The following is a 24889-nucleotide window of genomic DNA, read 5'->3' as shown; positions in this document are numbered from 1 at the left end:
GACTTTACCAAACCCTGGACTTACGAGGACGACATGGCCACCAAACACCGCCCCGAACACCATTCCGAGCTGCAGGTTGAATCGCCGATGGATTATGCCCAGCACGAAGCGACCTATGAGGGCTTCCTCACGGCCGTCAAATGGTCCGTCATCGGCTTGGCGGCGACAGCCGTGATCCTCTACTTCCTGATACAGCCCTGATTTTCAGCGCAGGTACGGGCATTTCATTCTAGCCTGTCCACCGGGCAGGCGGGCAGGAGAATTTCATGAAGATTGCCATCGTTCGCGAGCGTCTCGACGGGGAGAACCGCGTTGCGGCCACCCCCGAGACGGTCGGCAAGCTCATTGCGCTGGGTGCCAGCGTCGCGGTCGAAAAAGGTGCCGGGCTCGGCTCGCGCCTTCTCGACGCGGATTACGAAGCAGCCGGCGCCGTGATCGGCGCGACCCCTGCGGTAACGCTCAAGGGCGCCGATGTGGTGCTGACCGTGCGGCGGCCCGAGGCGGCCGCGCTGGCGGGCGTCACCAAGGGCGCGCTGCTGATCGGCGCACTCGACCCCTATGGCAATGACAAGGACGTGGCGGCACTGGCCAAGGCCGGCGTGACGGCCATGGTCATGGAGTTCATGCCGCGCATTACCCGCGCACAGGTGATGGACATCCTCTCCAGCCAGGCCAATCTGGCCGGCTACCAGGGCGTGATCGAAGCGGCTGCCGCCTTCGACCGGGCCTTCCCCATGATGATGACCGCCGCCGGTACGGTGCGGCCGGCCAAGGTCTTCGTGATGGGCGCCGGCGTGGCGGGCCTGCAGGCCATTGCCACGGCCAAGCGCCTCGGCGCCGTGGTCTCCGCGACCGACGTGCGTCCAGCGGCCAAGGAACAGGTGGAAAGCCTGGGCGGCAAGTTCGTCGCCGTCGAGGATGACGAATTCAAGCAGGCCGAGACGGCCGGCGGCTATGCCAAGCAGATGAGCGCGGAATACCAGGCCAAGCAGGCCGAGCTGACCGCCCAGCACATTGCCAAGCAGGATATCGTCATCACCACCGCGCTGATCCCGGGGCGCCCGGCGCCGCGGCTGATCAGCAAGGCCATGGTGGAATCCATGGCGCCCGGTTCGGTAATCGTCGATCTGGCGGCAGAGCGCGGCGGCAATGTCGAGCTGACGGTGCCCGGCAAGGTGATCGAGCACAAGGGTGTGACGATCATTGGCTATACCAATATGCAGGGTCGTATTCCAACCACGGCCAGCCAGCTCTATGCCCGTAACCTGCTGGCTTTCCTGACCACGCTGATCGATGCCAAGGGCAAGACCCTGGCGATCAACTGGGACGACGAACTGGTCAAGGCGACGGTACTGACGCGCGATGGCGCGGTGGTGCATCCCAATTTTGTCGGCGCCGCGATTGCCGGCGAGACCAAGCCGGTCGCCGCCCCTGGCGGTGCCAATGCCATGCCGCTTGCCGTCGCCAAGGCGGTGCCGAAAAGCGCGCCAAAGCCGGCGACGAAGGGCGTGGTCGCCAAGGCGGCTCCGATCAAGACCAGTGCGCCTGCGGTCGCCCCAGCCAAGCCGGTGGCAGAAAAGAAGCCTGTCGCGGCCAAGCCGGTGATTGCTGCCATGGCCGATACGCCCAAGAAGGCGGCGCCAGGGGTAGAGCAGTCGATTCCGGCTGCCGCCGAGGCGCCGGCAACGCCGGCCAAGCGCGCCGCGACCAAGAAGGCGGCTGCGGTGATGGACAGTGCCGCCAAGGCGGCGACCGTACCGACGGCCAAGGCGCCGACACTTCCCAAGAAGCCTGCCGCGACGCCGGCAAAGGCCAAGGCTGCGGCGAGCAAGCCTGCCGCCAAGACCAAGGCGCCTGCCGCCGCCAAGCCCGCCGCACCCAAGAAGCCCGCAGCCCCAAAGGGAGCCCAGTAAATGGAAGCGATCGACCCCTTCACCTTCCGCCTGGCCATCTTCGTGCTGGCGATCTTTGTCGGCTATTTCGTCGTCTGGTCGGTGACCCCGGCGCTGCACACGCCGCTGATGAGCGTGACCAATGCGATTTCCTCGGTGATCGTGGTGGGCGCGCTGCTCGCCGTCGGCGTGCATCTGGCGACCGATGCCAGCTGGCTCTCCAAGGCCTTCGGCTTCATCGCCCTGGTCTTTGCCAGCGTGAATATCTTTGGCGGGTTCCTCGTCACCCAGCGCATGCTGGCCATGTACAAGAAGAAGGGCTGAGCCGATGATCTCTGCAGATATTGCAGCCCTTCTCTATCTCGTCTCGGGCGTGCTGTTCATCATGGCGCTGCGCGGTCTTTCCAGCCCACGCACGGCCCGGCAGGGCAATACATACGGCATGGTGGGCATGGGCATTGCCATCGTCACCACGCTGGCCGTGGCGGCGCCGAGCGACGTCATCAGCTGGGCGCTGATCATCGGCGGCATCGGCCTGGGCGGCGGCATCGGCGCCTATATGGCCCGCACCGTCAAGATGACCGACATGCCGCAGCTGGTCGCCGCCTTCCACTCGCTGGTGGGCCTGGCGGCGGTGTTCGTGGCCGCGGCGGCGCTCTACGCGCCCGAAGCCTTCCACATTGTCGAGATCGACCCGGTGACCGGCCTGGCCGTGGGGCTGATCCATGCCCAGGCACTGGTGGAAATGAGCATTGGCGTGGCGATCGGCGCCTTTACCTTTACCGGCTCGGTGATCGCCTTTGCCAAGCTCAACGGCAATATGAGCGGCAAGCCGATCCTGCTGCCGATGCGCCATGTGCTGCATATCGCCATGGCTTTGGTGCTGCTGGGCCTGGTCTGGGCCTTCACGACCTCGGCTGACCCGATGCTGTTCTGGATGATCACCCTGGTCGCGCTGGTGCTGGGCGGGCTGATGATCATCCCGATTGGCGGTGCGGACATGCCGGTGGTGGTGTCCATGCTCAACTCCTATTCGGGCTGGGCCGCGGCGGGCATCGGCTTCACGCTGGGCAATACGGCGCTGATCATCACCGGCGCCCTGGTGGGCAGCTCCGGCGCGATCCTGAGCTACATCATGTGCAAGGCGATGAACCGCAGCTTCATCTCGGTGATCCTGGGCGGCTTTGGCGGCGATAGCGGCGCCGTTGCCGGCGGCGCCGAAGAGGAGCGTCCGGTCAAGCAGGGGGCGGCGGACGACGCGGCCTTCCTGATGAAGAATGCCAGCAAGGTCATCATCGTGCCCGGCTATGGCATGGCGGTGGCGCAGGCCCAGCACGCTTTGCGCGAAATGGCCGACCTGCTCAAGAAGGAAGGCGTCACGGTCAAATATGCCATCCATCCGGTGGCCGGCCGCATGCCCGGGCACATGAACGTGCTGCTGGCGGAAGCCAATGTACCCTATGACGAGGTGTTCGAGCTCGAGGATATCAATTCCGAGTTCGCCCAGTCCGACGTGGCCTTCGTCATCGGCGCCAATGACGTGACCAATCCGGCGGCCAAGACCGACAAGACATCGCCGATCTACGGCATGCCGGTGCTCAATGTCGAAGATGCCGGCACGGTGCTGTTCATCAAGCGCGGCATGGCGGCAGGCTATGCCGGGGTGCAGAACGAATTGTTCTTCCGCGACAATACCATGATGCTGTTCGGCGACGCCAAGAAGATGACCGAGGATATCGTCAAGGCATTAGGACATTGACGGATTTGCTGACTATCATCGCATAATATAGGGTCGCCTTCGGGCGGCCCTTTTACTATGACGATCTGATTATTCTTCCGGGGCCAGGGGAGGATGAGATGGTGCGTAACAGTCGGGCGGTAACCGAGCCGAAGGCGGGAGCGGCGCAGCCGACGCCAACGGCGCCGGGCAAGACGGCGGTCGTGGTCATTCACGGCATTGGTGAGCAGACCCCGCTCGAGACGCTGCGCGGCTTTGTCGAGACCGTCTATCGACGCGACCGGGCATTGGCGAGCCTGCCGGTGGGCGAGACCGGCATGCTCGACATTGCCGTGGTCCCCGATGACGTGACCGGCTCGGCCGAACTGCGCCGCATCACCACGCTCAATGACGGTCCGCAGAAGCGGACGGACTTTTTCGAATTCTACTGGGCCGACATCATGGATGGCACGCCCGCCGATATGGTGACGGGGTGGATCCGCACGCTGGTGCTGCGCTCCCCCTGGCGCCTGCCCAATGCCACGAAGGTGCGCTGGGCATGGGCGATCCTGGCCGTCCTCTTTGCCATCTTCACCGCTGCCGGCCTGCTGTCGGCCGGCGCCGGCATCGAGCAGTTGACCGATGGCGACGTGGCCGACCCGGCGCTGACAAGCGAACTGGACTGCGCGCGCGCCTGGGTGGTCGGCGTGGTCGTGGTGGCTGGCGTCTTGTGGTTCGTCATCAATTGCCTGCGGACAGGTTTCAAGATGGATCGGGTAGCGCTCACCTGGCCGGTGCGGATCGTTGTCGCCGGCTTGGCACTCTGGGCCGTGCCGGCAACGCTGCTGGGCTCAGTGCCCTTCTGGGCGGCAGCCGTGGCGGGGCTCTCGGGTTGGGCATTGCATAGCGTGGTGACGCCCTTTGCCGGCGATGTCGTGCGCTATGTCCGCGCCACGCCCAGTACCGTCGAGCGGCGGCGGCTGGTGCGTGAACGCGGCATGGCCTTGCTCGAAGCGCTGCACCAGCGGCGTCTCGATGGCTCCCAGCTCAAGGAATTCACCCAGGCAGACCCCCAGGACAACCCGCCGCTCTACGACCGGATCGTGCTGGTGGGCCACAGCCTGGGCACCATTATCGCCTATGACATCCTGCAACTGTTCTGGGAAAAATATGGTCCGACCCATCATCAGCAGTGGGACTTCGAGGATAGCGATATCCAGGCCGCCCTGCGCGAATGCGACGGCTTCGTGCAGACAGCGTGGGGCGCCTCGCCAGGCGCAATTGATGCTGCAAAGCTGGAAGCGACGCAGGGCAAGCTGTTTGAGAAATTCAGTCAGGGTCGGCCTGGCTGGCGCATCAGCGACCTGATCACGCTGGGCAGTCCATTGACCCATGCCGAGTTCCTGCTGGCCGACAGCCAGGCGGAGGTGGAGGATGCTTGTCGCGAGCGCCGTTTTGCCACCTCTCCCCCGCATCCAGAGGTTACACGGGACGCGCGGGACACGATGCTGCATCTGGCGCCGGGCGCCGATGCCCGGACCGCCAAGGGTCTTCCGGCCATGGTGCCGCATTTCGCGGCCCAGTTCTCGACGGTGCGCTGGAGCAATATCTACGATGAAGAAGACAACCCCCTGATCGGCGATCTCATTTCCGGGAGGCTTTCCGGAATCTTCGGGCCCGGCATTGCCGAGCATCCCGTCGCCATCCACCGGCGCGGCCGGCCGCGGTTTCTGCAACGTCTGTTCACCCATACGCAGTACTGGGCCTGGCACGACAGCTATGAGCCCAGCCGTGCCAATATCGATGCAGACGAGGTGACTGCGCCTCTCGATACCCGCCGCCAACTGCTCTGGCATAATGTGCCCGAACATATCCGGCTGCTGCGGCTGGCGCTGCGACTGGGCAGTTGAGCGGCTCAGTAGTGCGGCGGGGGCGGTTCGTTGGCGGGGTCGGCGATATGGACGCCGGAGCGGACCTGCTGCTCGATGGTCTCGAGCTTGCGGGTGAGCATATCAATCTGCTGCCACTGGGCGGTGATGGTGGCGTTGAGCTCGTCGATGGTCTGATCCTGGAAGGCGATGCGGGTCTCGAGCGCTTCGAGGCGGTCGGCAATATCGATCATGACGTCTCTCCGAGCAGGATACGTGTCCGCTGCCGTGGCGGCCGAGCCGATCGCTGCCATTGCGCATGGGGCACCGGCCAGTGGTCAGGCACAAGCAGCCGATACAGAGGGTGAGGCCATCACGCAAGCGCTGCAGCGCGGCGATGCGGGCATCAAGCGCGGCTGCCCACTGCGCCGAGGGGCGCGCCCAGTCGTCGGGGCAGGGTGCGGCGTCGGGCGGCGCTGAAGAATATCCGTCCTGTCACTTTCGGATTGCTGACCCGTATCGTGCTGCTGGCCCCCATTTTCTGCTCGGTCATGGCGTTCAACTGAACAGGAGCAGTTGACGCAAAGGGAACCCTTTTGCCGCCCCGGTCATTGCTTTGTCAGATCTTTGGCAAAGGCGGGAGCCCAGCATGGCCACCAGCAGAGCGATTTCTCTTCCGATCCAGTCCGGCCTTGATGCCAATCGCCATGACGCGCTTGGCCTGGTGCTGAGCGGGGCGCTGCCGCTGTCGGTCTTTGTCATCGTGCATGGCATGGCCGAACTGGCCGGAGTGATGCCGCTGTTTTTCTCGCCCTTCGGCCTGCCGGGCTGGCTGGGGGCGGCGCTGCATATCGGCAGCCTGCCGTTGTTCGGCGTGTCCCGGTGGATGGTGGCGCAGCATGGCCTTAAGGGGCGCAGTGCCGGCTGGTGGCTGGTGGGGCTGATGGGCGGGGTGATTGCACTGCCCTTTATGGTCCAGCCGCTCGATTCGCTAATGCTGAGCCTGGCCACCGTGTTGCTGCTGCTCACCGGCATGGCCGCCGGCCTGCGGGTGGCCGCCGTCTCGCCTCGGGCGGCGCTGCTCATGTTGCCGGGGCTGGCCTGGATGGGGCTGAGCGCGTTTATTGGCCTGAGCCTGGCTGCCGGCTGGTCGCCGCCGTTCAGTCTGACCAATGCGCAGGGCCAGGCCGCGCAGTAGAGCAGGTTACATCCGGGTGCGTTCTTGCAGTCATGCGCCATCCGCGCCATGTGGGGAGCAACAAGGATTTGCCGAGGACCTGCTCATGACCAAGACGCTCAAGATCGACGTGTTCACCGATGTGGTCTGCCCCTGGTGCATTGTCGGTTCGGCACGACTGGACAAGGCCATTGCGGCGCTACCCGACGATATCGACGTCGTCGTCGAGAACCATCCCTATTATCTCGATCCCGATACGCCGGCCGAGGGCGTGGTGGTGGCCGACATGCTGCGCGAGAAATATGGCAAGGAGCCCAGCGAGATGTGGGAGCGGGTCGAGAGCGAGGCGCGCAAGGCCGGGGTTGAACTCGATCTCAGCCAGCAGCCGCGCATGTTCCCCACCAAGAAGGCGCATACCATCACGCGCCTCGCCAAGCCGATGGGCAACCAGCACGAACTGGCCAATGCCATTGCCAATGCCTATTTCCTCGAGCATCGCCAGATCAATGATGACAATGTACTGGCCGATATCGCGGTCGAATACGGCTTTGACCGTGGCGATGCGCTGGACGCGATGAATGACGAGAACGAGCTGGCGATCACCGAGCAGCTGGCCATGGATGCAGCCGCGCAGGGGATTCGCGGCGTGCCGTTCTTCGTCTTCGGCGAGAAATATGCGCTGTCTGGGGCGCAGCCGGACGAGGTGTTCGAGCGGGCCCTGGCGCAGACCATCGACGAGCTTTGAACCTGGCTGGCGGTCTGGTGTCAGTGGTGTAGATTCACCGGCATTGATTTGCCGAGGTCCTCGCCGTGAAGCTTGTCGTTCGTATCGTGCTCGGTGCCGCGCTGGTGGTGTTGCTCGCCTATGCCGGGGTGTTTGGCTATATCTATGTCAACCAGCGGGCGCTGCAGTACAGTCCAGCGGGCCCGGTGGTGGCGCTGGCCGACACCGCCCTGTCCGGCGCCCATGAAGTGGCGATTGCCTCGGGTGATGGCACGATCAATGGCTGGTACCAGCCGCCGCAGGCCGGTCGCCCCGTGATCCTCTATTTCAAGGGCAATGCCGGCAGCTTCAGCGAGGAGCATGCCCGGTTCGAGCAGTTCGTGGCCGATGGCTATGGCTTTCTCGCCTTCGACTATCGCGGCTTTCCCCTGTCGCCGGGCACGATCAGCCAGGACAATATCCTGCAGGACGGCACCAGTGCCTTTGACTGGCTGCAGGCAAAGGGCTTTCCCATCGCGATCTGGGGGCGCTCGCTCGGCTCGGGGCCGTCGACCTATGTCGCCAGCGTTCGCGACGCTCGGGCCTTGCTGCTGGAGGCAGGATTTCATTCGGCGGTGACCGTGGCCAATGAACGCTATCCCTACCTGCCGGTGGGGCTGGCGATGCAGGACCAGTTTCCAGTCAACCTGTGGATCGCCAATGTCAGCGAGCCGGTGATGGTGGCGCATGGCACGGCCGATACCACGATCGGCGTCAGCAATGGCGAGCGGCTGTTTGCGCTGGCGCCCAGGCCGGACACGATCTGGATCGAGCCTGGCGCCGGGCATGACAGCCTCTGGGCGCGCGGCATCTGGGCCCGTGCGGAGGCGTTTTTCAGCCGGGCGCTGGCCGGACTGTAAGCGCGGTCCAAACACAACAAAACGCCGTCCCGAAGGACGGCGTTTGAATTTTTAGGGTCAAGGCGCGCTTAGTTGCGCGGCGTTGCCGATGCGCTTGGGCGAACGGGCTGACCTGGACGCGGAGCTGGCGCAGGCAGGCCACCTTCACGCTGCAGGCGCTTGCGTGCCAGCTTGCGGGCGCGACGAATAGCCTCGGCCTTCTGGCGAGCCTTCTTCTCAGATGGCTTTTCGTAGTAGTTACGAAGCTTCATCTCCCGGAAGACGCCTTCGCGCTGCAGCTTCTTCTTCAGTGCGCGGAGCGCCTGGTCTACGTTATTATCGCGAACGACTACTTGCAAAGGTCAACCGCCCTTTCGAAGCTTGGACATGTGGGTATGGATCGTGGCGCCGCGGCAAAAACCCCGTCGCCGACCAGCAGGGCTGATCACCGTGGGCCGCTCTATAGCCCAGCTATCCGGGCTTGTCCACCGACTCGTGGAGAAAAACCGTCAAAGTGCCGGTGCCGGTCTTGCCCGATCTGGGCGGGCGCGAAACAGTCCGGAGGATGATTTGTCCCAAGGAGACCAAGGATGGCCAGCACACTGATCCTGCTGCCGGGATTGAACTGCGATGCCCGACTGTGGCGCGACGTGATGACGGGTCTGGGCGCGCAGGTGCGACCGCTCGTGGCCGATCTGGGGGCAGAGGATTCCATTGCCGGCATGGCCCGCGCGGCGCTGGCGCTGGCCCCGGGGCGATTCTGCGTCGCCGGGCTCTCCATGGGCGGTTATGTGGCGCTCGAGGTCATGCGGCAGGCGCCGGAGCGGGTGGAGCGGCTGGCGCTGCTCGACACCTCGGCCCGGCCCGATGACGACGCCCGGCGCGAAACCCGGCGGGCGGGGATGGCCGCGGCGGCAGAGGGCAAGTTCGGCCTGGTGGTGCGGGCCATGCAGGCCGGCCTGCTGGCGCCGGAGCACCTCAACACGCCGCTGGCTGCAGAGGTCGTGGCCATGGCCGAACGGGCGGGGCCGCAGGCCTATCGGCGGCACCAGCAGGCGATCATGGACCGAATCGACTCGCGGCCCTTGCTGGGCGCCATTGCCGTGCCGACACTGGTCGGGGTGGGCGCGCTCGACACGCTGACGCCACCGGCGCTGGCCGAGGAAATGGCGGCAGCCATCCCCGGGGCGGACCTGGCGCTGTTCGCCGGCGCCGGACATATGTCGGCGATGGAAGCGCCAGAGGCGGTGGTGGACGCCATGCGGGCCTGGCTGGCGCGCTGAGTCGGGTCAGCGGCGGCGGGTGATGGTGTTGATATGGGCCATCTTGCGACCGGGCCGGGTTTCGACCTTGCCGTAAAGGTGCGGCTGGCTATTGCCGTCGAGTTCGGCTGGCACCCTGGCGACGTCATCGCCGATGAGATTTTCCATCACCACATCGGCCATGCGGGCGGGATCGCCGAGCGGCCAGCCGAGCACGGCGCGGATATGCTGCTCGAACTGGTCGGTGAGGCAAACGGCCTCGGTCCAGTGGCCGGAATTGTGCACGCGGGGGGCGATTTCGTTGACGACGAGTGTTGGCCGATCGCCGGGCAGCACGAAGAATTCGACGCCCAGCACGCCGACATAGTCGAGCGCCACGACGATGACCTTGGCCAGCATGGCGGCATGTTTCTCCACGCCAGGGGAAATGTCGGCGGGCACGGTGCTGGTATGCAGGATATGGTTGGTGTGGACGTTTTCGGCAGCGTCGAAGCTGCGCACCTCGCCAGCGGCATTGCGGGCGACGACGACGGAGATTTCTCTGTCGAAGGGCACGAAGGCTTCCAGCACCAGCGGCTTGGGCGCCAGCGCGGCGAAGGCGGCAGTTGCCTCGGCGCGGTCGCGCAGCACACGCTGCCCCTTGCCATCATAGCCCAGCCTCGTGGTTTTGAGCACGGCGGGCAGGCCGAGGGCGTCGATAGCGGACTCAAGCTCGGCCAGGCTCGTCACGGCGTGGTAGGCGGCGACCGGGATGTTCTTGCCGGCGAGGAAGGCCTTTTCGGCGAGGCGGTCCTGGGAAATGGAAAGCGCATTGGCGCCGGGCCGCAGCGGTCTGCGGGCGGCAAGGAATTCGGCGGTCGCGGCGGGGACATTTTCGAATTCATAGGTGATGACGTCGACGGCGTCGGCAAAGGCGGCCAGGGCCACCAGGTCGTCATAGGCGGCGACCGTCTTGTGCGGGGTGACCTCGAAGGCGGGGCTATGGGGATCGGGGCAGAAGATGTGGGTGCGCATGCCCAGGCGGCTGGCGGCGAGCGAGAGCATGCGGCCGAGCTGGCCACCGCCGAGAATGCCAATCATGCTGCCAGGCGGCAGCGGCGTCGTATCATGGGCCACAGGTTACTCGGTATCGGCGGGAAACAGCGGGACTGCGGCGGTCTGGCGGGCGCGGAAGGCATCAAGGCGATCGGCCAGGTCGTCATCGGACAAAGCCAGCACGGCCGCGGCAATGAGGGCGGCATTGATGGCGCCGGGTTCGCCGATGGCGAGGGTCCCGACGGGAATGCCGCCGGGCATCTGCACGATGGAGAGCAGGCTGTCCTGGCCATTGAGGGCCTTGGAGCGCACCGGCACGCCAAAGACGGGCAGCGGGGTCATGGCGGCGATCATGCCGGGGAGATGGGCGGCGCCACCGGCGCCGGCAATGATGACCTTGAAACCCTCGGCGCGGGCCGAGCTGGCAAATTCGACCAGGCGCTCGGGCGTGCGGTGGGCGGAGACGATCAGCGCCTCATATTCCACCTCTAGGGCCTCGAGCGTTTCGGCGGCGAGACGCATGGTGGGCCAGTCCGACTGACTGCCCATGACGATGGCGATGGGTGGTTTGGTGAGCACGGCCGATTCCCCTATCGGTCTTTGCAAAGCGCGGAACTAGCCCAATTGTCGCCACACATCAAGCCTTGGAACCCCCTCAGGCGATGATGTCGGGCAGCAGAATGTTCTCCAGCTCGACGATGCGATCCTTGAGCGCCAGCTTGCGCTTTTTCAGCCGCTGAATCAGCATGCGATCGGCGACATGGGACTCGGTCAGCGTATCGATGGCCGCGTTGAGATCGCTGTGTTCCTGGCGTTTTGTGGCCAGTTCCAGCCCGTAGCGGGCCTCTTCTTCCTTGGTGAGCGACAACATCAATTCGAGCGCACCCCAACGCCGTGAAACACACCCTTGGTTAACCGATCAGAGGTGGATTTGCACACGATTTCCCATCGGGGCACGAAGACAGTCGACATTGCGTGAATTTTTTGTGACGATCAGGTGTCCACAGAGGCTTTCAAGGAGTTGTCATGACGACTGAAGGGCATATCGCGGCGCTCGAACGGCGCCACCAGGAGTTGGACCGCCAGATCCAGGCAGAGCTGCAGAACAGCAAGGCCGACGAGCTTACGGTCAGCGCGCTCAAGCGCAAGAAACTCGAAGTGAAGGACGAACTCCACAAATTCAGCATGACAGGCTGACCAGCGGCGCAGTTTTACCCCCCATAGGGTGGAAAGGGTCACGGCATTTGCCGCGGCCCTTTTTTGTTGCCTCAGGCGCCAGCGAGCAGGCCGGTTGCACCCTTCCAGACGAGGTATAGCGCCAGCAGAAATACCAGCCAGTAGGCGATGCGATAGAACCACACGATCGAGATGCGGCGGACCAGCCAGACGCCGCCAAGCACGCCGACAATACCCACCGGAATGAGCGAGGCCGACAGGGTCAGGTTGTGGAGGCTGAGCTGCCCCAGGAAGAAATAGGGGATGAGCTTGGCTGTGTTGACGATGGCAAAGAACACTGACGTGGTGCCGGCATAGACCTGCGGGCTCAGCCGCTGCGGCAGCACATAGATCTGGAAGGGCGGCCCGCCGGTATGGCTGATGAAGCTGGTAAAGCCGGCAAAGCCGCCCCAGAACGTGCCCCATGGCCTTGAGGGTGGCAGGCCCTCCAGCTTTTTGCGGAGCGGCAGGATGGCATCGAGAATGAACAGCAGCGTCACCACGCCGACGAAGAGCAAGACGCCGTCGTCCGACACGATCGACCACAGCGCCCAGCCCAGCAGCGTACCCGCTGCGGCGCCTGGCAGCATGATGCGGATGATGTTCCAGTCGATATCCTTGCGATAGGTCCAGACCGCGATCACGTCCATGGCCAGCAGCACCGGCAGCATCATGCCCGCCGCGTCGCGGGCCGGCATGACCAGGCTCAGCAGCGGCACGCCGACCATGCCCAGGCTGCCGAGCAGGCCGGCCTTGGACAGGCCGACAACGAGCACCGCAATCACGGCAATGGTGATGAAATAGGGATCGATGATGGGCATGGGATAGTCCGGAAGGGTCGTACTACTCGGTACGCTTTGCCGTGGCTTTGTCAACCGGGGCCGGCGGCGGATCGGCGGTCATGGCGGCGGTCAGCAGGCCCATGGAACTGCGGACCATGCCGACATAGGCGGATTCATCCTCGCGGACGGCAAAGCTGTCGGCCAGCAGCTGGTTGTCATGCGCCTCGAAGGCGCGCGCAAGGCGCTCGGCTTCCTCGGGCGCGTGCCCGAGCCTGACCAGCACCTTGGCTCCCAGATTGATTGCGGAGAGAAAGGTCTCGCGCTCGAATATTTCCACGCCCAGGGCCATCAGGTCGTGGGCATGGCCGCGATCAACTGCACGGGCGGCGATGGTGACGTGCGGATAGTGCCGGCGCATGTTGCGGGCCACCGCCAGGATGCGGTCGCGGCCGCCGACGGCGATCACCACCAGTTCGGCATGCTGCACGCCGGCGGCCTGCAGCAGGTCGAGCCGGGCGGCATCGCCATAGAACACCTTGACGCCAAAGCGGCGGACCAGCTCGATCTGCACCGGGTCATCATCGATCAGCGTCATCTCGAAGCCCTGGGCGCGCAGCATGCGGGTGACGATCTGGCCGAACCGGCCATAGCCGAGCACGACGATCTTGCGGTGCTCATCGATGGAGTCGGCGGGGTGCGTGGCCCCGCGTGCGTCCAGCCGCGGCGCAATCAGCTTGTCAAAGACCAGCAGCAGCAGCGGGGTCGTGATCATCGAGAGCGCCACCACCACGCTCATGGTGTCGTATTGGGCCGATTCGAGGACGCCTTCGGTGCGGGCGAGCTGGAGCACGACAAAGGCAAATTCGCCAGCCTGGCTCAGCATGATGGCGATCAGCATGCGGTCGGCGAAGTGCATGCGGAAAAAGCTGGCCAGGCCAAACAGGATCACCATCTTGACGGCCACGAGGCCGATCACCAGCGCAGCGATGCGGAGCGGATCGGTCGCCAGCACCGAAAAAGCGATCGACATGCCCACCGAAATGAAGAACAGGCCGAGCAACAGGCCCTTGAAGGGCTCCAGATTGCTCTCGAGCTCATGGCGATATTCGCTGTCAGCCAGCAGGACCCCGCCGATGAAGCCGCCCAAAGCCGGCGACAGGCCGAGATATTGCGTGATCATGGCGGCGCCCACGACCATGGCCAGGCCCATGGCGGTGAAGGCTTCCCGCAGGCCGGTGCGGGCGACATGGCCCAGAATCGGCCGGACGACATAGCGGCCGGCCACCAGGGCGGCGATGAAGGCGCCGACCACCGATAGCGGCATCAGCCAGTCGATGGGATTGTCGAGGGCTTCCACGGCCAGGGAGACCTCGGCATTGATCGCCGCGCCGCTGCCGGCAATGGCCAGCAGGGGAATGGCGGCCAGCACGGGAATGATGGCCACATCCTGCACCAGCAGGATGGCAAGGCTCGCCCGACCGGTATCGGTGCTGGTGATATCGCGCTGCGCCACCGTTTGCATGGCAATCGCCGTGGAGGACATGGCCAGCGCCATGCCCATGATGAGGGCGACGTTCCAGTGCAGGCCCGTCAGGGTCAGCAGCAGCATGACCACCAAAGAGGTAACGACAATCTGGGTGACGCCCAGGCCCAGCACCTTGTGGCGCATGCGCCAGATTTCGCTGGGCTGCAGATCAAGGCCGATGAGGAAGAGCATCATGACGATGCCGAATTCGGCGATATGGCGGGTGGTATCGCTGTCGGATACCAGGCGCAGGCCATAGGGGCCGATCAGCACGCCGGCGGCAAGATAGCCAAGCACCGTGCCCAGGCCCGCCGCCTTGGCCAGCGGCACCAGCGCCACGCTGGCTGCCAGCAGGACGAAGATGGCCAGCAGGATGTTGTTTTCCATTCTGCTGGCCAGTTCTGCCTAGTTGTCGGAGTCGGTCTGAATCGACTTGAGCCGGGAGAAGACCGAGTCGGCGTCGAAATCGTCCTGCGCTTCGGCCGGGCGATGGTCGTTGGCAGCAAATTCGCCGTTCTCGTCGGTGTGGCCGCGGCTGCCGGAGCGGGCCAGGGCCTCCTCGGCGGTCATCAGCATGGTGCCTTCCTCGGCCTCGTCGACGCCCGGACCACCCTTGGAGGCGCGGCGTACTTCGAGATCGAGGTCGATCTGGCTGCACAGGCCCAGGGTCACCGGATCCATCGCGGCCAGGTTGGCAGCGTTCCAGTGGGTGGACTCGCGCACCGAGTCGATGGTCGACTTGGTGGTGCCGACCAGACGCATGATCTGGGCGTCCTTGAGTTCGGGATGGTTGCGCACCAGCCACTTGATGGCATTGGGGCGCTCGTTGCGGCGCGAAATCGGCGTATAGCGCGGACCCTTGCGCTTGTTGGCCGGGACGTGGACTTTCGGCTCGCTCAGCTTGAGGCGGTAAGCAGGATCGGCCTCGGCCTTCTCGATTTCCTCGCGGGTGAGCTGACCGTTCTGGATCGGGCTGGCACCCATGATGCCGCCAGCGACGTCGCCGTCGGCAATGCCCTGAACTTCGAGCGGATGCAGGGTGCAGAAGGCGGCGATCTGCTCGAATGACAGCGCCGTGTTGTCAACCAACCAGACGGCGGTCGCCTTGGGCATCAACAGTGGCTGGGTCATGATAAATCTCTCCTGCAGGCGCGGCCGGTTTTCCTCCGGACCGCTCCGCCTCTTTGCTTCGTGCTGAGGGGGAACACGGACAATATATGGATTTGCCCGCTGATCCGCAATGGCAATGTAGGATTTGCCCACCGGCAGCGCGGCTAAGCCTGGGCACCGAAGGGGGTTACCAGCACCAGCTTGCCCAGATGGGTGCGTGCCTCCATGGCGCGGTGGGCAGCGGCTGCCTGGTCAAACGGGAACGGGGTGACCGCGGGTTTGACAAAGCCGGGCGCTGACAGCGCCGGCAGCAGGTGGCTGCGGATGTGCTCGGCGATGGCGGCCTTGGTGGCGACGGTCTGCGGGCGCAAGGTCGATCCCGACAGCGTCAATTGCCTTGCCATCAGCGTGCGCAGGGAGATCTGGGCATTGCCGCCGTCAAGGGTCGAGACCTGGACGATATGGGCGCCGCGCGCGCAGGCCTCGATATTGGTCTGGGCCATGGCGCCACCGATGATGTCGAGCACGCGGTCCACGCCGCGGCCCTCCGTCAGTGCCTGCGCGCGGGCGACGATGTCCTCGGTGGTGTAGTCGATGGTGGCGACAGCGCCCAGCCTGGTGGCATAGGCGGCCTTGGCGGGGGAGGAGACCACGGCAATGGCGCGTGCGCCCAGAATGGTGGCGATCTGGATGGCGGCGCCGCCAATGCCACCGGCCGCGCCATGCACCAGCACGCTCATGCCGGGTTGGAGCCCGGCGCGCAGTACCAGGGTCTGGGTCACGGTGAACCAGGTCTCGGGCAGAGCGGCGGCTTCGGGCAGGGTCCAGCCCTCGGGGACCGGCAGCGCCTGGCCGGCGGGAACGGCGACGAATTCGGCATAGCCGCCACCATTGGTCAGGGCCATGACGCGGTCGCCAACCTGCCAGGCGGTGACATCGGTGCCGAGCGCGGCGATCTCGCCGGCCACTTCGAGGCCGGGCAAAGGCGAGGCGCCGGGGGGCGGATCGTAGACGCCGCGGCGCTGCGCCAGGTCGGGGCCATTGACCCCGGCCGCGGCGACGCGGATCAGCACCTCGTCCGGCCCGCAGAGGGGCATGGGCCAGTTCTGGCGCTGCAGGACGTCGGGACCGCCGGGTGCGGTGATGGCAATGGCATGCATGGTGTCTGGTTCGGTCATGGCGCCATGCTGGCCGAAGCGGGCTTGCCCGGCAAGCCCGCCGCGCTAAGCTGCGTCTTCCAATTGCAGGAGGCTGGCATGGATGAAGACGCAGTGGACAAGCCCAGGACGCATGTGGTGGGCATGGATATCGAAACCATGTCGGTGGCGGAACTGACCGAGCGCATCGGCCTGCTCGAGGCGGAGATCGTCCGCTTGCGGGCGGCGATCACGGCGCGGGGCGCCACAAGGCAGGCGGCCGAGTCGGTGTTCAAACTCTAGGGTCGGCTATAGGCGGCCGGGGCCGGGCTCCGCCGAACGGGGGCCAGCAGGTCGTGGCGCGGCGGCAGGCGAGGCCAGGCGGCGCGGCGTATCGTGGCAGCCATGGTCGGGCATGCCGCCGGGCCTGACGGTGGTGCTGGGGCCGCTGACCGGCCTGGGGGCGATGGCCATCAGGCCCACAAGCAGGCTTGCGGCCGTTGCCGCAGATAATGTGGCCATGGTGGCTCTCCAGGTTGATGTCGAGACGCCGGCGGGCGCAGCAGGGGTGAGCCTGCTGTCCGCCGGAGCGCGTGGTTGATTGGGTGTGATGCAAACTGACCATGCCGGCGCCGGAAGTGAATAGACCGGCAATGGACTGGGTTAAGGGAGGGTGTCTTGTTAACCGGCAATTTGCCGGCCGCCGGCAAGCCTTGGTTAAGCATGCAGGGATGGCAGCGCGGGTGGTCGATCCAGCCGGACGGGACAGGGCCATTTCCCGCCAAGCCGGAGGCATGAATGGCCTCTCGGCCCCCACCGCATCGGCGTTCTGGTGCTGCTGTTGTGCGTTTCGAGTCGGCAATCGGCGACGGAAGTGAACAAGGTTAAGCAATTGAACGTCGTTAACGCGCGCTTAAGCAATTGGCGGTAATGTGAGGACATTCAGATTGTTCTGGATTTTTCAGAGTGGTTTCTCCCTCTGTTTGACGCCTCCCTGTTAACTTCGAGAGCGGTTCTTACCGCTCTTTTTTTGTTTTTCGGGCCTGTTGATCATCCAATTGCCATGCTTTTAAACTTGTCTTCACGGCTTGCGGTGCCTGATGGCAGGGCGCCCGACATTGGCGCATGAACGGGGAGACGTCTGGTTGGCAGAGGGGAACGAGAACGGGGCGGCCATCGCGATCGGCCCACGCATCGTCGCCGCGGGCGGCTTTGATACGCTCTATCGCGAAGGCATGACCCTGATCGAGGATGTGGCCTCCTATCTCGACGGCGAGGGACGCGGCGACAGCCGGATCCTCAGCCGCGAGGCGTCCTTCGTCTACGCCACCGAATCCATGCGGCTGACCACAAGGCTGATGCAGCTGGCCTCGTGGCTGCTGCTGCAGCGGGCGGTCAATGAAGGCGAAATCACCAAGGAAAATGCCCGCTCCGAAAAGGAAAAGGTCAAGTTCTCCGCCACGCCATCGGAGCGCGGGGGACCAGGCTATGACCAGCTGCCGCCGGTCCTGCGCGACTTCATCGACAAGGGCGACCGCCTGTTTGACCGGGTGATGCAGTTCGACGTGCTCGAACGCGGCCGCATGAGCGAGATGGATCCGGGCACCGCCAATGGTATTGCCGACCAGCTGGCGCGGCTCAAGGCAGCCTTCGGGCGGGCCTGAGCCAGCCGCCCCTGAGCGCCGGGGCGGGCCCATCACCGTTTCGACAATAAAAAACCCGGCACAATGGCCGGGTTTTTCAATGCTGGTAAAGGCTGGCTTAGATGCCCAGGCCCTTGAAGCGCTCCTTGAAGCGCGAGACGCGGCCGCCGCGATCGAGCAGCTGGCCCGTGCCGCCGGTCCAGGCCGGGTGGGTCTTGGGATCGATGTCGAGCTGCAGGGTGTCGCCGTCCTTGCCGTAGGTCGAGCGCGTCTGGTACTTGGTGCCGTCGGTCATCACCACATTGATCAAGTGGTAGTCCGGATGGGTATCAGCCTTCATGGTATTCGCCTCAAATCAAACGGGCGCCGTGGCGCCCGGAGAGCATCTGGAATTGGTGTTGGGCGCTTCATACAGAAGAGAAGGCCAATCTGCAAGGGCGTGGCGCGGCAATTTCACGCCGGACAAAGCGGTTGCCGCGGCAGGTGCCAGTGCCTATATCGGAGCCTCAGCGCGGCCCGGGATTTCCGGACCCCATCTCTAAAAGAGTGGCGTAACCGAGCGATGACTGACCAATCCGTCCCGGTTCAGGCCGACACGAGCATCCCCACATCCGAGCCGACGACCCCGGTGCGCAAGCTGCAGCCGCTGCGACGCCTGCTGCCCTTCATCCTCAAATATCCGGTGCGGCTGTCGCTGACCGTGCTGTTCCTGCTGATCTCGGCGATATCCTCGCTCTCCATCCCGGCGGTGCTGGGCGGGGCGATCGATGAGGGCTTCATCGAGCAGAACCTGGAAAATGTCGGCCGCTATGGCTGGCTGATCGTGGGCATTGCCGCGGTCATGGCCATTGCCAGCGGCGCGCGGTTCTATTTCATCTCGGTGATCGGGGAACGCGTGCTGGCCGATCTGCGGCAGGCGGCCTTCCTGCATCTGCTGCGGCTCGATGCCCGCTATTTCGATACCAATCGGGTGGGCGAGCTGACCAGCCGGCTCAATGGCGACGTCGCGGTAATCCGCAATGCGGTGGGCTCGAGCTTCTCGCTGGCGCTGCGCTCGCTGGTCACCATTATCGGCGCGCTGATCATGATGTTCCTGACCAGCCCGACGCTGACGCTGGCCGTGGTCATCGCCGCGCCGGCGCTGCTGATCCCGCTTGTCGCCTATTCGCGCCGGCTGCGCGGCATGTCGCGCAAGACTCAGGATGCGCTGGCGGACCTTTCCGCCATGGCCACCGAAATGCTGGGCGCCACCCGCACCGTCAAATCCTTCACCCAGGAAAAGACCCAGTCGGCGATCTATGACGCCCATAGCGAGGACAGCTACCAGGCCGAGATAAAGCGCCTCGGCGCCCGTTCGGTGCTGGTGGGCATGGTGATCTTCCTGGGTACAGCGGCCGTGGTGTTCCTGGTCTGGTGGGGCGCCCGCGCGGTATTTGCCGGCACGGTGACCGCCGGCCAGCTCACCCAGTTCCTCGTCTATGCGCTGATGGCCTCGGGCGCCCTGACCAATGTCAGCGAAGTGCTGGGCATCCTGCAGACCGTGGCGGGCGCCACCGAACGGCTGACCGAAATTCTCGATACCGAGGCGACGATCACCGATCCGGAACATCCGGTGGCATTGCCTGCGCCGGCTTTGGGGACGGTCGCTTTCGAACATGTCGACTTCGGCTACGAGACTAGCGGCTATGAGCAGGTGCTGCGCGATCTGAGCTTTACCGTCGGCAGGGGGCAGACGGTGGCGCTGGTCGGCCCGTCCGGCTCGGGCAAGTCCACGACTCTGTCGCTGCTGCAGCGCTTCTATGACGTCAGCAGCGGCGCCATCCGGGTCGATGGCGTGGATATCCGCAGCGTGCGGCTCGAGGAATTGCGGCAGCGATTCGCCTATGTCGAGCAGGAGCCGACGATCTTTGCCGGCACCATTGCCGACAATATCCGCTTCGGCAAACCCGAGGCGAACATGGCCGGTGTCGAGGCGGCGGCCAAGGCGGCCCTGGTGCATGACTTCGTCATGGAGCTGCCATTGGGCTATGACGCCATTGTCGGCGAGCGCGGGGTGATGCTGTCGGGCGGGCAGAAGCAGCGGCTGGCGATTGCCCGGGCCATTCTGAAAAATGCGCCGATCCTGCTGCTCGACGAAGCCACCAGTGCGCTGGATGCGCAGAGCGAGCGGCTGGTGCAGACGGCGCTGGAGCGGTTGATGGAAGGGCGCACCACGCTGGTAATCGCCCACCGCCTGGCGACGATCCGCGATGCCGACAAGATCCTGGTGCTCGAGGCGGGCCGCATCATCGATGAAGGCACGCATGACCAGCTGGTGGCCAAGGGCGGCCGCTATGCCGAACTGGCGCGGCTGCAGTTCCGGCTGGATGACGTCGGGTAGCATCTGTGGCGCCCGGGCGCTGGTCCGGGGTCTCGCTGGGCTCGACCCGTAATCGTCTCAGATCGCGCCACCGGCGCGATCTGCCGGCGTCCCGCCGTTGCTGCTCACCCCTCGGTCAGCTTGAACTCGATGCGGCGGTTGCGGCGATAGGCTTCGTCGCTGGTGCCCGGATCAAGCGGGGTGAATTCGCCGAAGCCGGCCGCGACCAGGCGGTTGGGTGAGACGCCGCGAGTCACCAGATATTGCGCCACCGAAATGGCCCGGGCCGCCGAGAGTTCCCAGTTGGACGGAAAGCGGGCATTGCTGATGGGGCGGCTATCGGTATGGCCGTCAATGCGCAGCACCCAGTTGATGTCCTCGGGGATCTCGGTTTCGAGCTGCAGGATAGCGTCGGCCAGGGCGTCGAGGTCGGGCAGGCCGCCGGATTGCACATCGGCCTGGCCGGGATCAAACAGCACTTCGGACTGGAAGACGAAACGGTCGCCCACGATGCGGACGTCGGCGCGGCCTTCGAGAATCTGCCGCAGCCGGCCGAAGAAGTCCGAGCGATAGCGGGTGAGATCCTGCACCCGCTGGGCCAGGGCGACATTGAGGCGGCGGCCGAGATCGGCGATCTGGGTGCGCGACTGGCTATCGCGGGCTTCAGAAGCCTCGAGCGCCGTCTCGAGCGCGCCGATCTGGGTGCGCAGGGCGGCCAGTTGCTGATTGAGCAGGGCCACCTGGGCATTGGCTTCGTCGGACAGCTCCTGGGCGGCTTCCAGGTCGCCCTGCAGGCCCGCTATGGCGGCGTCCTTGTCGCCGACGCCGGCGCCAATGCCCTCGAGCTGGCTGGCAAGGCTGGCATTGTCGGCCTGGGTACTGCCCAGGGTGGCGGTCAGGTTGGCGATCTGGCTGTTGAGGTCATCGGCGTTGGCGCGTTCGAGCTGCAGCAGGTCGGTCAGTTCGGCGATCTGGCTGTTGAGGCGGGCGAGCGCCGTGTCGCGGCCCTGCAGTTCCTGCCCCAGGAAGAACTGGGTCAGCATGAACAGGCTGAGCATGAAAATGATGACGAGCAGCAGGCTCGACAGGGCGTCGACGAAACCGGGCCAGTAATTGGCCTCGATGCGCCGGCGGGAACGGGCTCCCGGCATGGGTCTAGTTCCGCCGCTCGTTGTCGGACTGGGCCAGCACCGCGTCGATCAGCTCGCGCAGCTTGCGATTGGTTTCACCCTGCTCTTCGATATGCTTGCGCAGATCATCCTGCTCGGTGCGGATGTGCTTGACCAGGCCATCGATGCCGCGGGCCAACTCGGCCATAGCGCGGATGGCGTTCTGGCTGGAGTTCTGGTTCTGCATGGAGCTGCCGAGCTTGTCGAACATGGCCTGCATTTCCGGGCCGCCGGCATTGGCCTGCATGGCGCTGACGGGGTGGTCGAGCTCGGTCATGGAGGTCATCCAGTCCTCGAGATCGGTATAGAAGGCGTTCTGCGCCTGGCTGGTCTGCAGGTCGAGAAAGCCCAGCACCAGCGATCCGGCAAGACCGAACAGGCTGGACGAGAAGGCGGTGCCCATGCCGGCCAGCGGGGCGCTCAGGCCCTCGCGCAGACTGGCGAACTGGGAGGCGGTGTCGCCATTGGCGACATCGAGCGAATTGATGACCCCGGCCACCGAGGTCACGGTTTCGAGCAGGCCGTAAAACGTGCCCATGAGGCCAAGAAAGACCAAGAGGCCCGTAAGATAGCGCGAGGTGTCCTTGGCTTCGTCGAGGCGGTTGCCAACGCTGTCCAGGATCGAGCGCATGGAGGATGGGGTGATCACCGCCTCGCCGATGCGTTCGCGCAGGATGCCGGCCACCGGGGCCAGCAGGATGGGCGCCCGCACATTGGTGGTGGTGCCGTCCTGCAGGGAATTGACCCAGTGCACTTCGGGAAACAGGCGGATGACCTGGCGGAAACTGAGGAATATGCCAATGAACAGGGCAAAGAAGATCATCGAGTTGATGAAGGGATTGGCCCAGAAGAAGGTGGTGATGGTGTTGAACAGGATCGCCCCGACCAGCGCGACCAGCACCAGAAAAATCAGGATCTTGATGAGGTAAACGGTCGGGCTGGCGAGGTGGTAGGGATCATAGCCTTGCGTCATGTCTGCCTGAACCTTGCCTCAACGCGCAAATCACTGCGGGCAAGACTAGTTCAGACCGAGCTTATGGGGCAATGCCAAAGGTTAACCATTGCAACGGTGTGAACGGCCGTCACGCAAGTTTCGCGAAGCAGACGTAAGGGGAGCCGTCCGCCACCTGCCCGAGAGTTTTCACCATGCCCATCGACCTGCCCACGCTCGCCCAGCATTTTGGCCACCAGCCCGATCGTGCGCCGCCCCGGCATCTGGGCACGCGCTACAACCAGGCGGGCGCCTTCCTGCCCGAGCCGGGCAATACGGTGGTCTGCCATGTGGTGGAAGGCTCGGCGACGCAGCAGGCGCTGGCCGATGCGCGGCTGGTTTTCCAGGGCATGGCGGATGCGGCCAAGCTGGCCTTCACGCCGGTCGCCAGCTATCACATGACGCTGTTCCAGGGGATTATCGAGGGACGCCGGGAATACCCCTACTGGCCGCGCGACATGGACGGCGCCACCTCGATCGCCGCCATGACCGACGACTTCACGCGGCGGCTGGACGGCTTTGCCGGCGGCCCGGCCTTCCAGGTGGCGGTCAACGGGGTGGCGCCGACCGGCCTTCGGCTCGAGGGCGTCACTGCCGCGGATCGGCAGGCCATGGCGGACTGGCGCGACGGTTTCGCCGACCTACTCGGCTATCGGCACCCCGATCACGAGACCTATGAATTCCACATCACCATGGCCTATCTCGTCGACTGGATCGACGCAGACGCGCTGCCGGAATGGCAGGCCATGCTGCACGCGGTCGAGGCCGACATCGTGCAGCGCGCACCCATGCTCGAGCTGCGGGCGCCGGCCTTTTGCAGCTTTGCCGACATGAACTGGTTTGAAGAACTGCTGGTGTTCAACCCACGCTAGAGCATTTCACCGTTTCTCTGAAACGGCTCAATCGCTCTAACTCTTTGGTTTGTCGCGTCTTCGAACCGCAAAAGTGGAGCCACTTTTGCTGAAAACGCTCCAGGGGGGCTGAGCCTACTGAACCGCCCGGATTTCCTTGAGCAAAGCGGGCTGCAGGGTTTCGTTGCCGGCAACGATCTGGCCGTTCCAGACCGAGCCGGGCGAACCGGCAAAGTCGGAGACGAAACCGCCGGCTTCCTTGACCATCAGCATGCCGGGCGCCACGTCCCAGGGGGCCAGGCCGGCTTCCCAGAGCGCGTCATAGCGGCCCGAGGCCAGCCAGGCCATGTCCACGGCAATCGAGCCGGAGCGGCGAATGCCGGCGACAGCGGGATTGATATGGGCGAGCTGGCGCAGCTGCAGGCTGTCATTGGGGGTGCCCTGGGTCTTGATGCCGGTGCAGACCACGGCGTCCGACAGGCTGCGGCGACCGGCAACGCGCAGACGCTTGCGGTCATTGAGCCAGGTGCCGCCGCCCTTTTCGGCGGTGTAAAGCTCGTCCATCACCGGATTGTAGATCACCGCTGCGACGATCTCGTTGGCGCGCTCGAGGGCGATGGCCACGGCAAAGAGCGGGATCGAGTGCAGGAAATTGGTGGTGCCGTCGAGCGGATCGACGATCCAGCGGTGCTGGCCATCGGTGCCGGCGACCTCGCCACCCTCTTCCATGAGGAAGGCATAGGTGGGGCGGGCCTTTTGCAGCTCGGTGAAGATCACCTGCTCGGCGCGCAGATCGGCCTTGGAGACGAAATCGGCCGGGCCCTTGCGGGAAACCTGCAGGTTTTCGACTTCATTGAAGTCCTTGGTCAGCGATTTGCCGGCCTTGAGGGCGGCGCCGACCATGACATTGAGGATTGCTGAACGGGCCATGGATCAGTCCGCCCGGCGCATATAGGTGACTTCAGAGGTGTCGACGACGATGCGCTCGCCAACGGCGATGAAGGGCGGCACCATGACCTTGAGGCCGTTGGACATGATGGCTGGCTTGAACTGGCTGGACACGCTCTGGCCCTTCTGCACCGGATCGACCTCGGTGACTTCGAGCACCACATTGGCCGGGAACTTGATGCCCAGCGGGGTGTCTTCGTGCATTTCGAGGGTGATCTTCATGCCGTCCGAGAGGAAGGCGGCGCGGTCGCCGACAAAATCCTTGGCCAGCTCGACCTGCTCGTAGCTCTGCTGATCCATGAAGACCAGGCTGTCGCCCTGCTCGTAGAGGAAGGTGAAATCGCGGAATTCGAGGTCGACCTGCTCGACCGTTTCAGCGGAGCGGAAACGCTCGTTGAGCTTGGTGCCGGTCAGGATGGCCTTGAGCTCGACCTGGGCATAGGCGCCGCCCTTGCCGGGCTTGACGTGATCGACCTTGACCGCGACCCAGAGGCGGTCCTGATGGTTGATGACGAAACCGGGGCGGATTTCATTGCCGTTGATCTTGGCCATGCGGGTGGGTGCTTTCGGGTGCGCGAAGTGTTGGAGCGGGCCACGCGCGCCGGAT

28 protein-coding genes and 1 pseudogene are annotated in these 24889 nt (G+C 64.9%); 14 read left to right on the top strand and 15 right to left on the bottom strand.

The window, feature by feature from the left end; genetic code table 11:
* Positions 1-33 precede the first annotated feature (33 nt).
* The 5 genes and pseudogenes from AC4NN3_RS12785 to AC4NN3_RS12765 all read left to right on the top strand — a co-directional run bounded on the left by AC4NN3_RS12785 (position 34) and on the right by AC4NN3_RS12765 (position 5519).
* Entirely contained in the window at positions 34-201 is a 168-nt protein-coding gene (locus AC4NN3_RS12785; protein ID WP_491927472.1) for an aa3-type cytochrome c oxidase subunit IV, read from the top strand.
* 65 nt (positions 202-266) lie between these two features.
* Positions 267-1589 (top strand): annotated as a pseudogene (locus AC4NN3_RS12780) (Re/Si-specific NAD(P)(+) transhydrogenase subunit alpha); the annotation flags it as partial.
* A gap of 324 nt (positions 1590-1913) precedes the next feature.
* Positions 1914-2216: a proton-translocating transhydrogenase family protein gene (locus AC4NN3_RS12775; protein ID WP_491927471.1), complete on the top strand. Its 303-nt coding sequence runs from the start codon at positions 1914-1916 to the stop codon at positions 2214-2216.
* Positions 2217-2220: 4 nt separating this feature from the next.
* Positions 2221-3651 (top strand): NAD(P)(+) transhydrogenase (Re/Si-specific) subunit beta, encoded by a 1431-nt coding sequence (locus AC4NN3_RS12770; protein WP_491927470.1) that lies wholly within the window; start codon positions 2221-2223, stop codon positions 3649-3651.
* Positions 3652-3749: 98 nt separating this feature from the next.
* Positions 3750-5519 carry a hypothetical protein gene (locus AC4NN3_RS12765; RefSeq protein ID WP_491927469.1) on the top strand — a complete coding sequence of 590 codons (1770 nt, stop codon included), beginning with the start codon at positions 3750-3752 and terminating at the stop codon, positions 5517-5519.
* 5 nt (positions 5520-5524) lie between these two features.
* Here AC4NN3_RS12765 and AC4NN3_RS12760 read toward each other — a convergent pair whose 3' ends face one another.
* On the bottom strand, positions 5525-5731 hold the full coding sequence (locus tag AC4NN3_RS12760) for a SlyX family protein (RefSeq protein ID WP_491927468.1): 207 nt from the start codon (positions 5729-5731) through the stop codon (positions 5525-5527).
* Positions 5732-6126: 395 nt separating this feature from the next.
* On the opposite strand from AC4NN3_RS12760, the gene AC4NN3_RS12755 reads away from it, so the two are divergent.
* From AC4NN3_RS12755 to AC4NN3_RS12745, 3 genes are all read left to right on the top strand, one after another.
* Positions 6127-6675, top strand: coding sequence for a hypothetical protein (locus AC4NN3_RS12755; RefSeq protein ID WP_491927467.1), 549 nt, complete (start codon positions 6127-6129; stop codon positions 6673-6675).
* Positions 6676-6760: 85 nt separating this feature from the next.
* Positions 6761-7399 (top strand): DsbA family oxidoreductase, encoded by a 639-nt coding sequence (locus tag AC4NN3_RS12750; RefSeq protein WP_491927466.1) that lies wholly within the window; start codon positions 6761-6763, stop codon positions 7397-7399.
* Between the two features lie 65 nt (positions 7400-7464).
* Positions 7465-8277 carry an alpha/beta hydrolase gene (locus AC4NN3_RS12745; protein WP_491927465.1) on the top strand — a complete coding sequence of 271 codons (813 nt, stop codon included), beginning with the start codon at positions 7465-7467 and terminating at the stop codon, positions 8275-8277.
* Between the two features lie 68 nt (positions 8278-8345).
* On the opposite strand, the gene rpsU is transcribed toward AC4NN3_RS12745, so the two are convergent.
* Positions 8346-8615, bottom strand: coding sequence for a 30S ribosomal protein S21 (rpsU, locus tag AC4NN3_RS12740; RefSeq protein ID WP_193334653.1), 270 nt, complete (start codon positions 8613-8615; stop codon positions 8346-8348).
* Between the two features lie 231 nt (positions 8616-8846).
* Between rpsU and AC4NN3_RS12735 the strand changes: the two genes are divergently transcribed.
* On the top strand, positions 8847-9539 hold the full coding sequence (locus AC4NN3_RS12735; protein ID WP_491927464.1) for an alpha/beta fold hydrolase: 693 nt from the start codon (positions 8847-8849) through the stop codon (positions 9537-9539).
* A gap of 6 nt (positions 9540-9545) precedes the next feature.
* Here the strand turns inward: AC4NN3_RS12735 and AC4NN3_RS12730 are convergent, their stop codons facing one another.
* From AC4NN3_RS12730 to AC4NN3_RS12720, 3 genes are all read right to left on the bottom strand, one after another.
* The gene (locus tag AC4NN3_RS12730) at positions 9546-10634 is read right to left on the bottom strand and encodes a 5-(carboxyamino)imidazole ribonucleotide synthase (protein WP_491927463.1); all 1089 of its coding nucleotides are present in this window, start codon (positions 10632-10634) and stop codon (positions 9546-9548) included.
* A gap of 3 nt (positions 10635-10637) precedes the next feature.
* The gene (purE, locus tag AC4NN3_RS12725; protein WP_491927595.1) at positions 10638-11102 is read right to left on the bottom strand and encodes a 5-(carboxyamino)imidazole ribonucleotide mutase; all 465 of its coding nucleotides are present in this window, start codon (positions 11100-11102) and stop codon (positions 10638-10640) included.
* Positions 11103-11208: 106 nt separating this feature from the next.
* On the bottom strand, positions 11209-11424 hold the full coding sequence (locus AC4NN3_RS12720) for a YdcH family protein (protein WP_193334655.1): 216 nt from the start codon (positions 11422-11424) through the stop codon (positions 11209-11211).
* Positions 11425-11579: 155 nt separating this feature from the next.
* Between AC4NN3_RS12720 and AC4NN3_RS12715 the strand changes: the two genes are divergently transcribed.
* A complete protein-coding gene (locus tag AC4NN3_RS12715) occupies positions 11580-11750 on the top strand; it encodes a YdcH family protein (RefSeq protein WP_491927462.1) in 171 nt (56 codons plus the stop codon).
* Between the two features lie 71 nt (positions 11751-11821).
* Here the strand turns inward: AC4NN3_RS12715 and AC4NN3_RS12710 are convergent, their stop codons facing one another.
* The 4 genes from AC4NN3_RS12710 to AC4NN3_RS12695 form a co-directional block, all read right to left on the bottom strand.
* Positions 11822-12589: a sulfite exporter TauE/SafE family protein gene (locus tag AC4NN3_RS12710; RefSeq protein ID WP_491927461.1), complete on the bottom strand. Its 768-nt coding sequence runs from the start codon at positions 12587-12589 to the stop codon at positions 11822-11824.
* 22 nt (positions 12590-12611) lie between these two features.
* Positions 12612-14462, bottom strand: coding sequence for a monovalent cation:proton antiporter-2 (CPA2) family protein (locus AC4NN3_RS12705; RefSeq protein ID WP_491927460.1), 1851 nt, complete (start codon positions 14460-14462; stop codon positions 12612-12614).
* 18 nt (positions 14463-14480) lie between these two features.
* On the bottom strand, positions 14481-15206 hold the full coding sequence (locus AC4NN3_RS12700; protein WP_491927459.1) for a DUF1013 domain-containing protein: 726 nt from the start codon (positions 15204-15206) through the stop codon (positions 14481-14483).
* Between the two features lie 143 nt (positions 15207-15349).
* Complete coding sequence (locus tag AC4NN3_RS12695; RefSeq protein ID WP_491927458.1) at positions 15350-16363, bottom strand: NAD(P)H-quinone oxidoreductase; 1014 nt, start codon at positions 16361-16363, stop codon at positions 15350-15352.
* 78 nt (positions 16364-16441) lie between these two features.
* On the opposite strand from AC4NN3_RS12695, the gene AC4NN3_RS12690 reads away from it, so the two are divergent.
* On the top strand, positions 16442-16624 hold the full coding sequence (locus tag AC4NN3_RS12690; protein ID WP_491927457.1) for a DUF1192 domain-containing protein: 183 nt from the start codon (positions 16442-16444) through the stop codon (positions 16622-16624).
* 6 nt (positions 16625-16630) lie between these two features.
* On the opposite strand, the gene AC4NN3_RS12685 is transcribed toward AC4NN3_RS12690, so the two are convergent.
* Complete coding sequence (locus AC4NN3_RS12685) at positions 16631-16843, bottom strand: hypothetical protein (protein WP_491927456.1); 213 nt, start codon at positions 16841-16843, stop codon at positions 16631-16633.
* 623 nt (positions 16844-17466) lie between these two features.
* Here AC4NN3_RS12685 and rcdA point away from each other — a divergent pair.
* Positions 17467-17985, top strand: a complete 519-nt coding sequence (gene rcdA / locus AC4NN3_RS12680) for a protease adaptor protein RcdA (protein WP_232846612.1) — start codon at positions 17467-17469, stop codon at positions 17983-17985.
* 97 nt (positions 17986-18082) lie between these two features.
* Here the strand turns inward: rcdA and rpmE are convergent, their stop codons facing one another.
* The gene (gene rpmE / locus AC4NN3_RS12675) at positions 18083-18304 is read right to left on the bottom strand and encodes a 50S ribosomal protein L31 (protein WP_193334663.1); all 222 of its coding nucleotides are present in this window, start codon (positions 18302-18304) and stop codon (positions 18083-18085) included.
* Between the two features lie 222 nt (positions 18305-18526).
* On the opposite strand from rpmE, the gene AC4NN3_RS12670 reads away from it, so the two are divergent.
* A complete protein-coding gene (locus tag AC4NN3_RS12670; RefSeq protein WP_491927455.1) occupies positions 18527-20344 on the top strand; it encodes an ABC transporter ATP-binding protein in 1818 nt (605 codons plus the stop codon).
* 104 nt (positions 20345-20448) lie between these two features.
* Here the strand turns inward: AC4NN3_RS12670 and AC4NN3_RS12665 are convergent, their stop codons facing one another.
* Both AC4NN3_RS12665 and AC4NN3_RS12660 read right to left on the bottom strand, forming a co-directional pair.
* Positions 20449-21474, bottom strand: a complete 1026-nt coding sequence (locus AC4NN3_RS12665) for a peptidoglycan -binding protein (protein ID WP_491927454.1) — start codon at positions 21472-21474, stop codon at positions 20449-20451.
* A gap of 4 nt (positions 21475-21478) precedes the next feature.
* Positions 21479-22465 carry a flagellar motor protein MotA gene (locus tag AC4NN3_RS12660; RefSeq protein WP_491927453.1) on the bottom strand — a complete coding sequence of 329 codons (987 nt, stop codon included), beginning with the start codon at positions 22463-22465 and terminating at the stop codon, positions 21479-21481.
* Positions 22466-22638: 173 nt separating this feature from the next.
* On the opposite strand from AC4NN3_RS12660, the gene AC4NN3_RS12655 reads away from it, so the two are divergent.
* The gene (locus tag AC4NN3_RS12655; protein WP_491927452.1) at positions 22639-23355 is read left to right on the top strand and encodes a DUF1868 domain-containing protein; all 717 of its coding nucleotides are present in this window, start codon (positions 22639-22641) and stop codon (positions 23353-23355) included.
* A 114-nt stretch (positions 23356-23469) separates the two neighbouring features.
* On the opposite strand, the gene AC4NN3_RS12650 is transcribed toward AC4NN3_RS12655, so the two are convergent.
* Positions 23470-24264 (bottom strand): inositol monophosphatase family protein, encoded by a 795-nt coding sequence (locus AC4NN3_RS12650; RefSeq protein ID WP_491927451.1) that lies wholly within the window; start codon positions 24262-24264, stop codon positions 23470-23472.
* 3 nt (positions 24265-24267) lie between these two features.
* On the bottom strand, positions 24268-24834 hold the full coding sequence (gene efp / locus AC4NN3_RS12645; protein WP_491927450.1) for an elongation factor P: 567 nt from the start codon (positions 24832-24834) through the stop codon (positions 24268-24270).
* Positions 24835-24889: the final 55 nt, after the last annotated feature.

It is taken from the genome of Devosia sp. MDV22-iso42 (assembly GCF_058629155.1).
The sequence above is the reverse complement of the archived record's forward strand: the minus strand, read 5'-3'. Positions and strand labels throughout refer to the sequence as shown.

Excerpts from the sequence above, each read along its gene's own strand:
- AC4NN3_RS12785 (WP_491927472.1), top strand. The coding sequence starts at position 34 with ATGGCCACCAAACACCGCCCCGAACACCATTCCGAGCTGCAGGTTGAA.
- AC4NN3_RS12775 (WP_491927471.1), top strand. The coding sequence starts at position 1,914 with ATGGAAGCGATCGACCCCTTCACCTTCCGCCTGGCCATCTTCGTGCTG.
- AC4NN3_RS12770 (WP_491927470.1), top strand. The coding sequence starts at position 2,221 with ATGATCTCTGCAGATATTGCAGCCCTTCTCTATCTCGTCTCGGGCGTG.
- AC4NN3_RS12765 (WP_491927469.1), top strand. The coding sequence starts at position 3,750 with ATGGTGCGTAACAGTCGGGCGGTAACCGAGCCGAAGGCGGGAGCGGCG.
- AC4NN3_RS12760 (WP_491927468.1), bottom strand. The coding sequence starts at position 5,731 with ATGATCGATATTGCCGACCGCCTCGAAGCGCTCGAGACCCGCATCGCC.
- AC4NN3_RS12755 (WP_491927467.1), top strand. The coding sequence starts at position 6,127 with ATGGCCACCAGCAGAGCGATTTCTCTTCCGATCCAGTCCGGCCTTGAT.
- AC4NN3_RS12750 (WP_491927466.1), top strand. The coding sequence starts at position 6,761 with ATGACCAAGACGCTCAAGATCGACGTGTTCACCGATGTGGTCTGCCCC.
- AC4NN3_RS12735 (WP_491927464.1), top strand. The coding sequence starts at position 8,847 with ATGGCCAGCACACTGATCCTGCTGCCGGGATTGAACTGCGATGCCCGA.
- purE (WP_491927595.1), bottom strand. The coding sequence starts at position 11,102 with ATGGGCAGTCAGTCGGACTGGCCCACCATGCGTCTCGCCGCCGAAACG.
- AC4NN3_RS12720 (WP_193334655.1), bottom strand. The coding sequence starts at position 11,424 with ATGTTGTCGCTCACCAAGGAAGAAGAGGCCCGCTACGGGCTGGAACTG.
- AC4NN3_RS12715 (WP_491927462.1), top strand. The coding sequence starts at position 11,580 with ATGACGACTGAAGGGCATATCGCGGCGCTCGAACGGCGCCACCAGGAG.
- AC4NN3_RS12710 (WP_491927461.1), bottom strand. The coding sequence starts at position 12,589 with ATGCCCATCATCGATCCCTATTTCATCACCATTGCCGTGATTGCGGTG.
- AC4NN3_RS12705 (WP_491927460.1), bottom strand. The coding sequence starts at position 14,462 with ATGGAAAACAACATCCTGCTGGCCATCTTCGTCCTGCTGGCAGCCAGC.
- AC4NN3_RS12700 (WP_491927459.1), bottom strand. The coding sequence starts at position 15,206 with ATGACCCAGCCACTGTTGATGCCCAAGGCGACCGCCGTCTGGTTGGTT.
- AC4NN3_RS12695 (WP_491927458.1), bottom strand. The coding sequence starts at position 16,363 with ATGACCGAACCAGACACCATGCATGCCATTGCCATCACCGCACCCGGC.
- AC4NN3_RS12690 (WP_491927457.1), top strand. The coding sequence starts at position 16,442 with ATGGATGAAGACGCAGTGGACAAGCCCAGGACGCATGTGGTGGGCATG.
- AC4NN3_RS12685 (WP_491927456.1), bottom strand. The coding sequence starts at position 16,843 with ATGGCCACATTATCTGCGGCAACGGCCGCAAGCCTGCTTGTGGGCCTG.
- rpmE (WP_193334663.1), bottom strand. The coding sequence starts at position 18,304 with ATGAAGGCTGATACCCATCCGGACTACCACTTGATCAATGTGGTGATG.
- AC4NN3_RS12670 (WP_491927455.1), top strand. The coding sequence starts at position 18,527 with ATGACTGACCAATCCGTCCCGGTTCAGGCCGACACGAGCATCCCCACA.
- AC4NN3_RS12665 (WP_491927454.1), bottom strand. The coding sequence starts at position 21,474 with ATGCCGGGAGCCCGTTCCCGCCGGCGCATCGAGGCCAATTACTGGCCC.
- AC4NN3_RS12660 (WP_491927453.1), bottom strand. The coding sequence starts at position 22,465 with ATGACGCAAGGCTATGATCCCTACCACCTCGCCAGCCCGACCGTTTAC.
- AC4NN3_RS12655 (WP_491927452.1), top strand. The coding sequence starts at position 22,639 with ATGCCCATCGACCTGCCCACGCTCGCCCAGCATTTTGGCCACCAGCCC.
- AC4NN3_RS12650 (WP_491927451.1), bottom strand. The coding sequence starts at position 24,264 with ATGGCCCGTTCAGCAATCCTCAATGTCATGGTCGGCGCCGCCCTCAAG.
- efp (WP_491927450.1), bottom strand. The coding sequence starts at position 24,834 with ATGGCCAAGATCAACGGCAATGAAATCCGCCCCGGTTTCGTCATCAAC.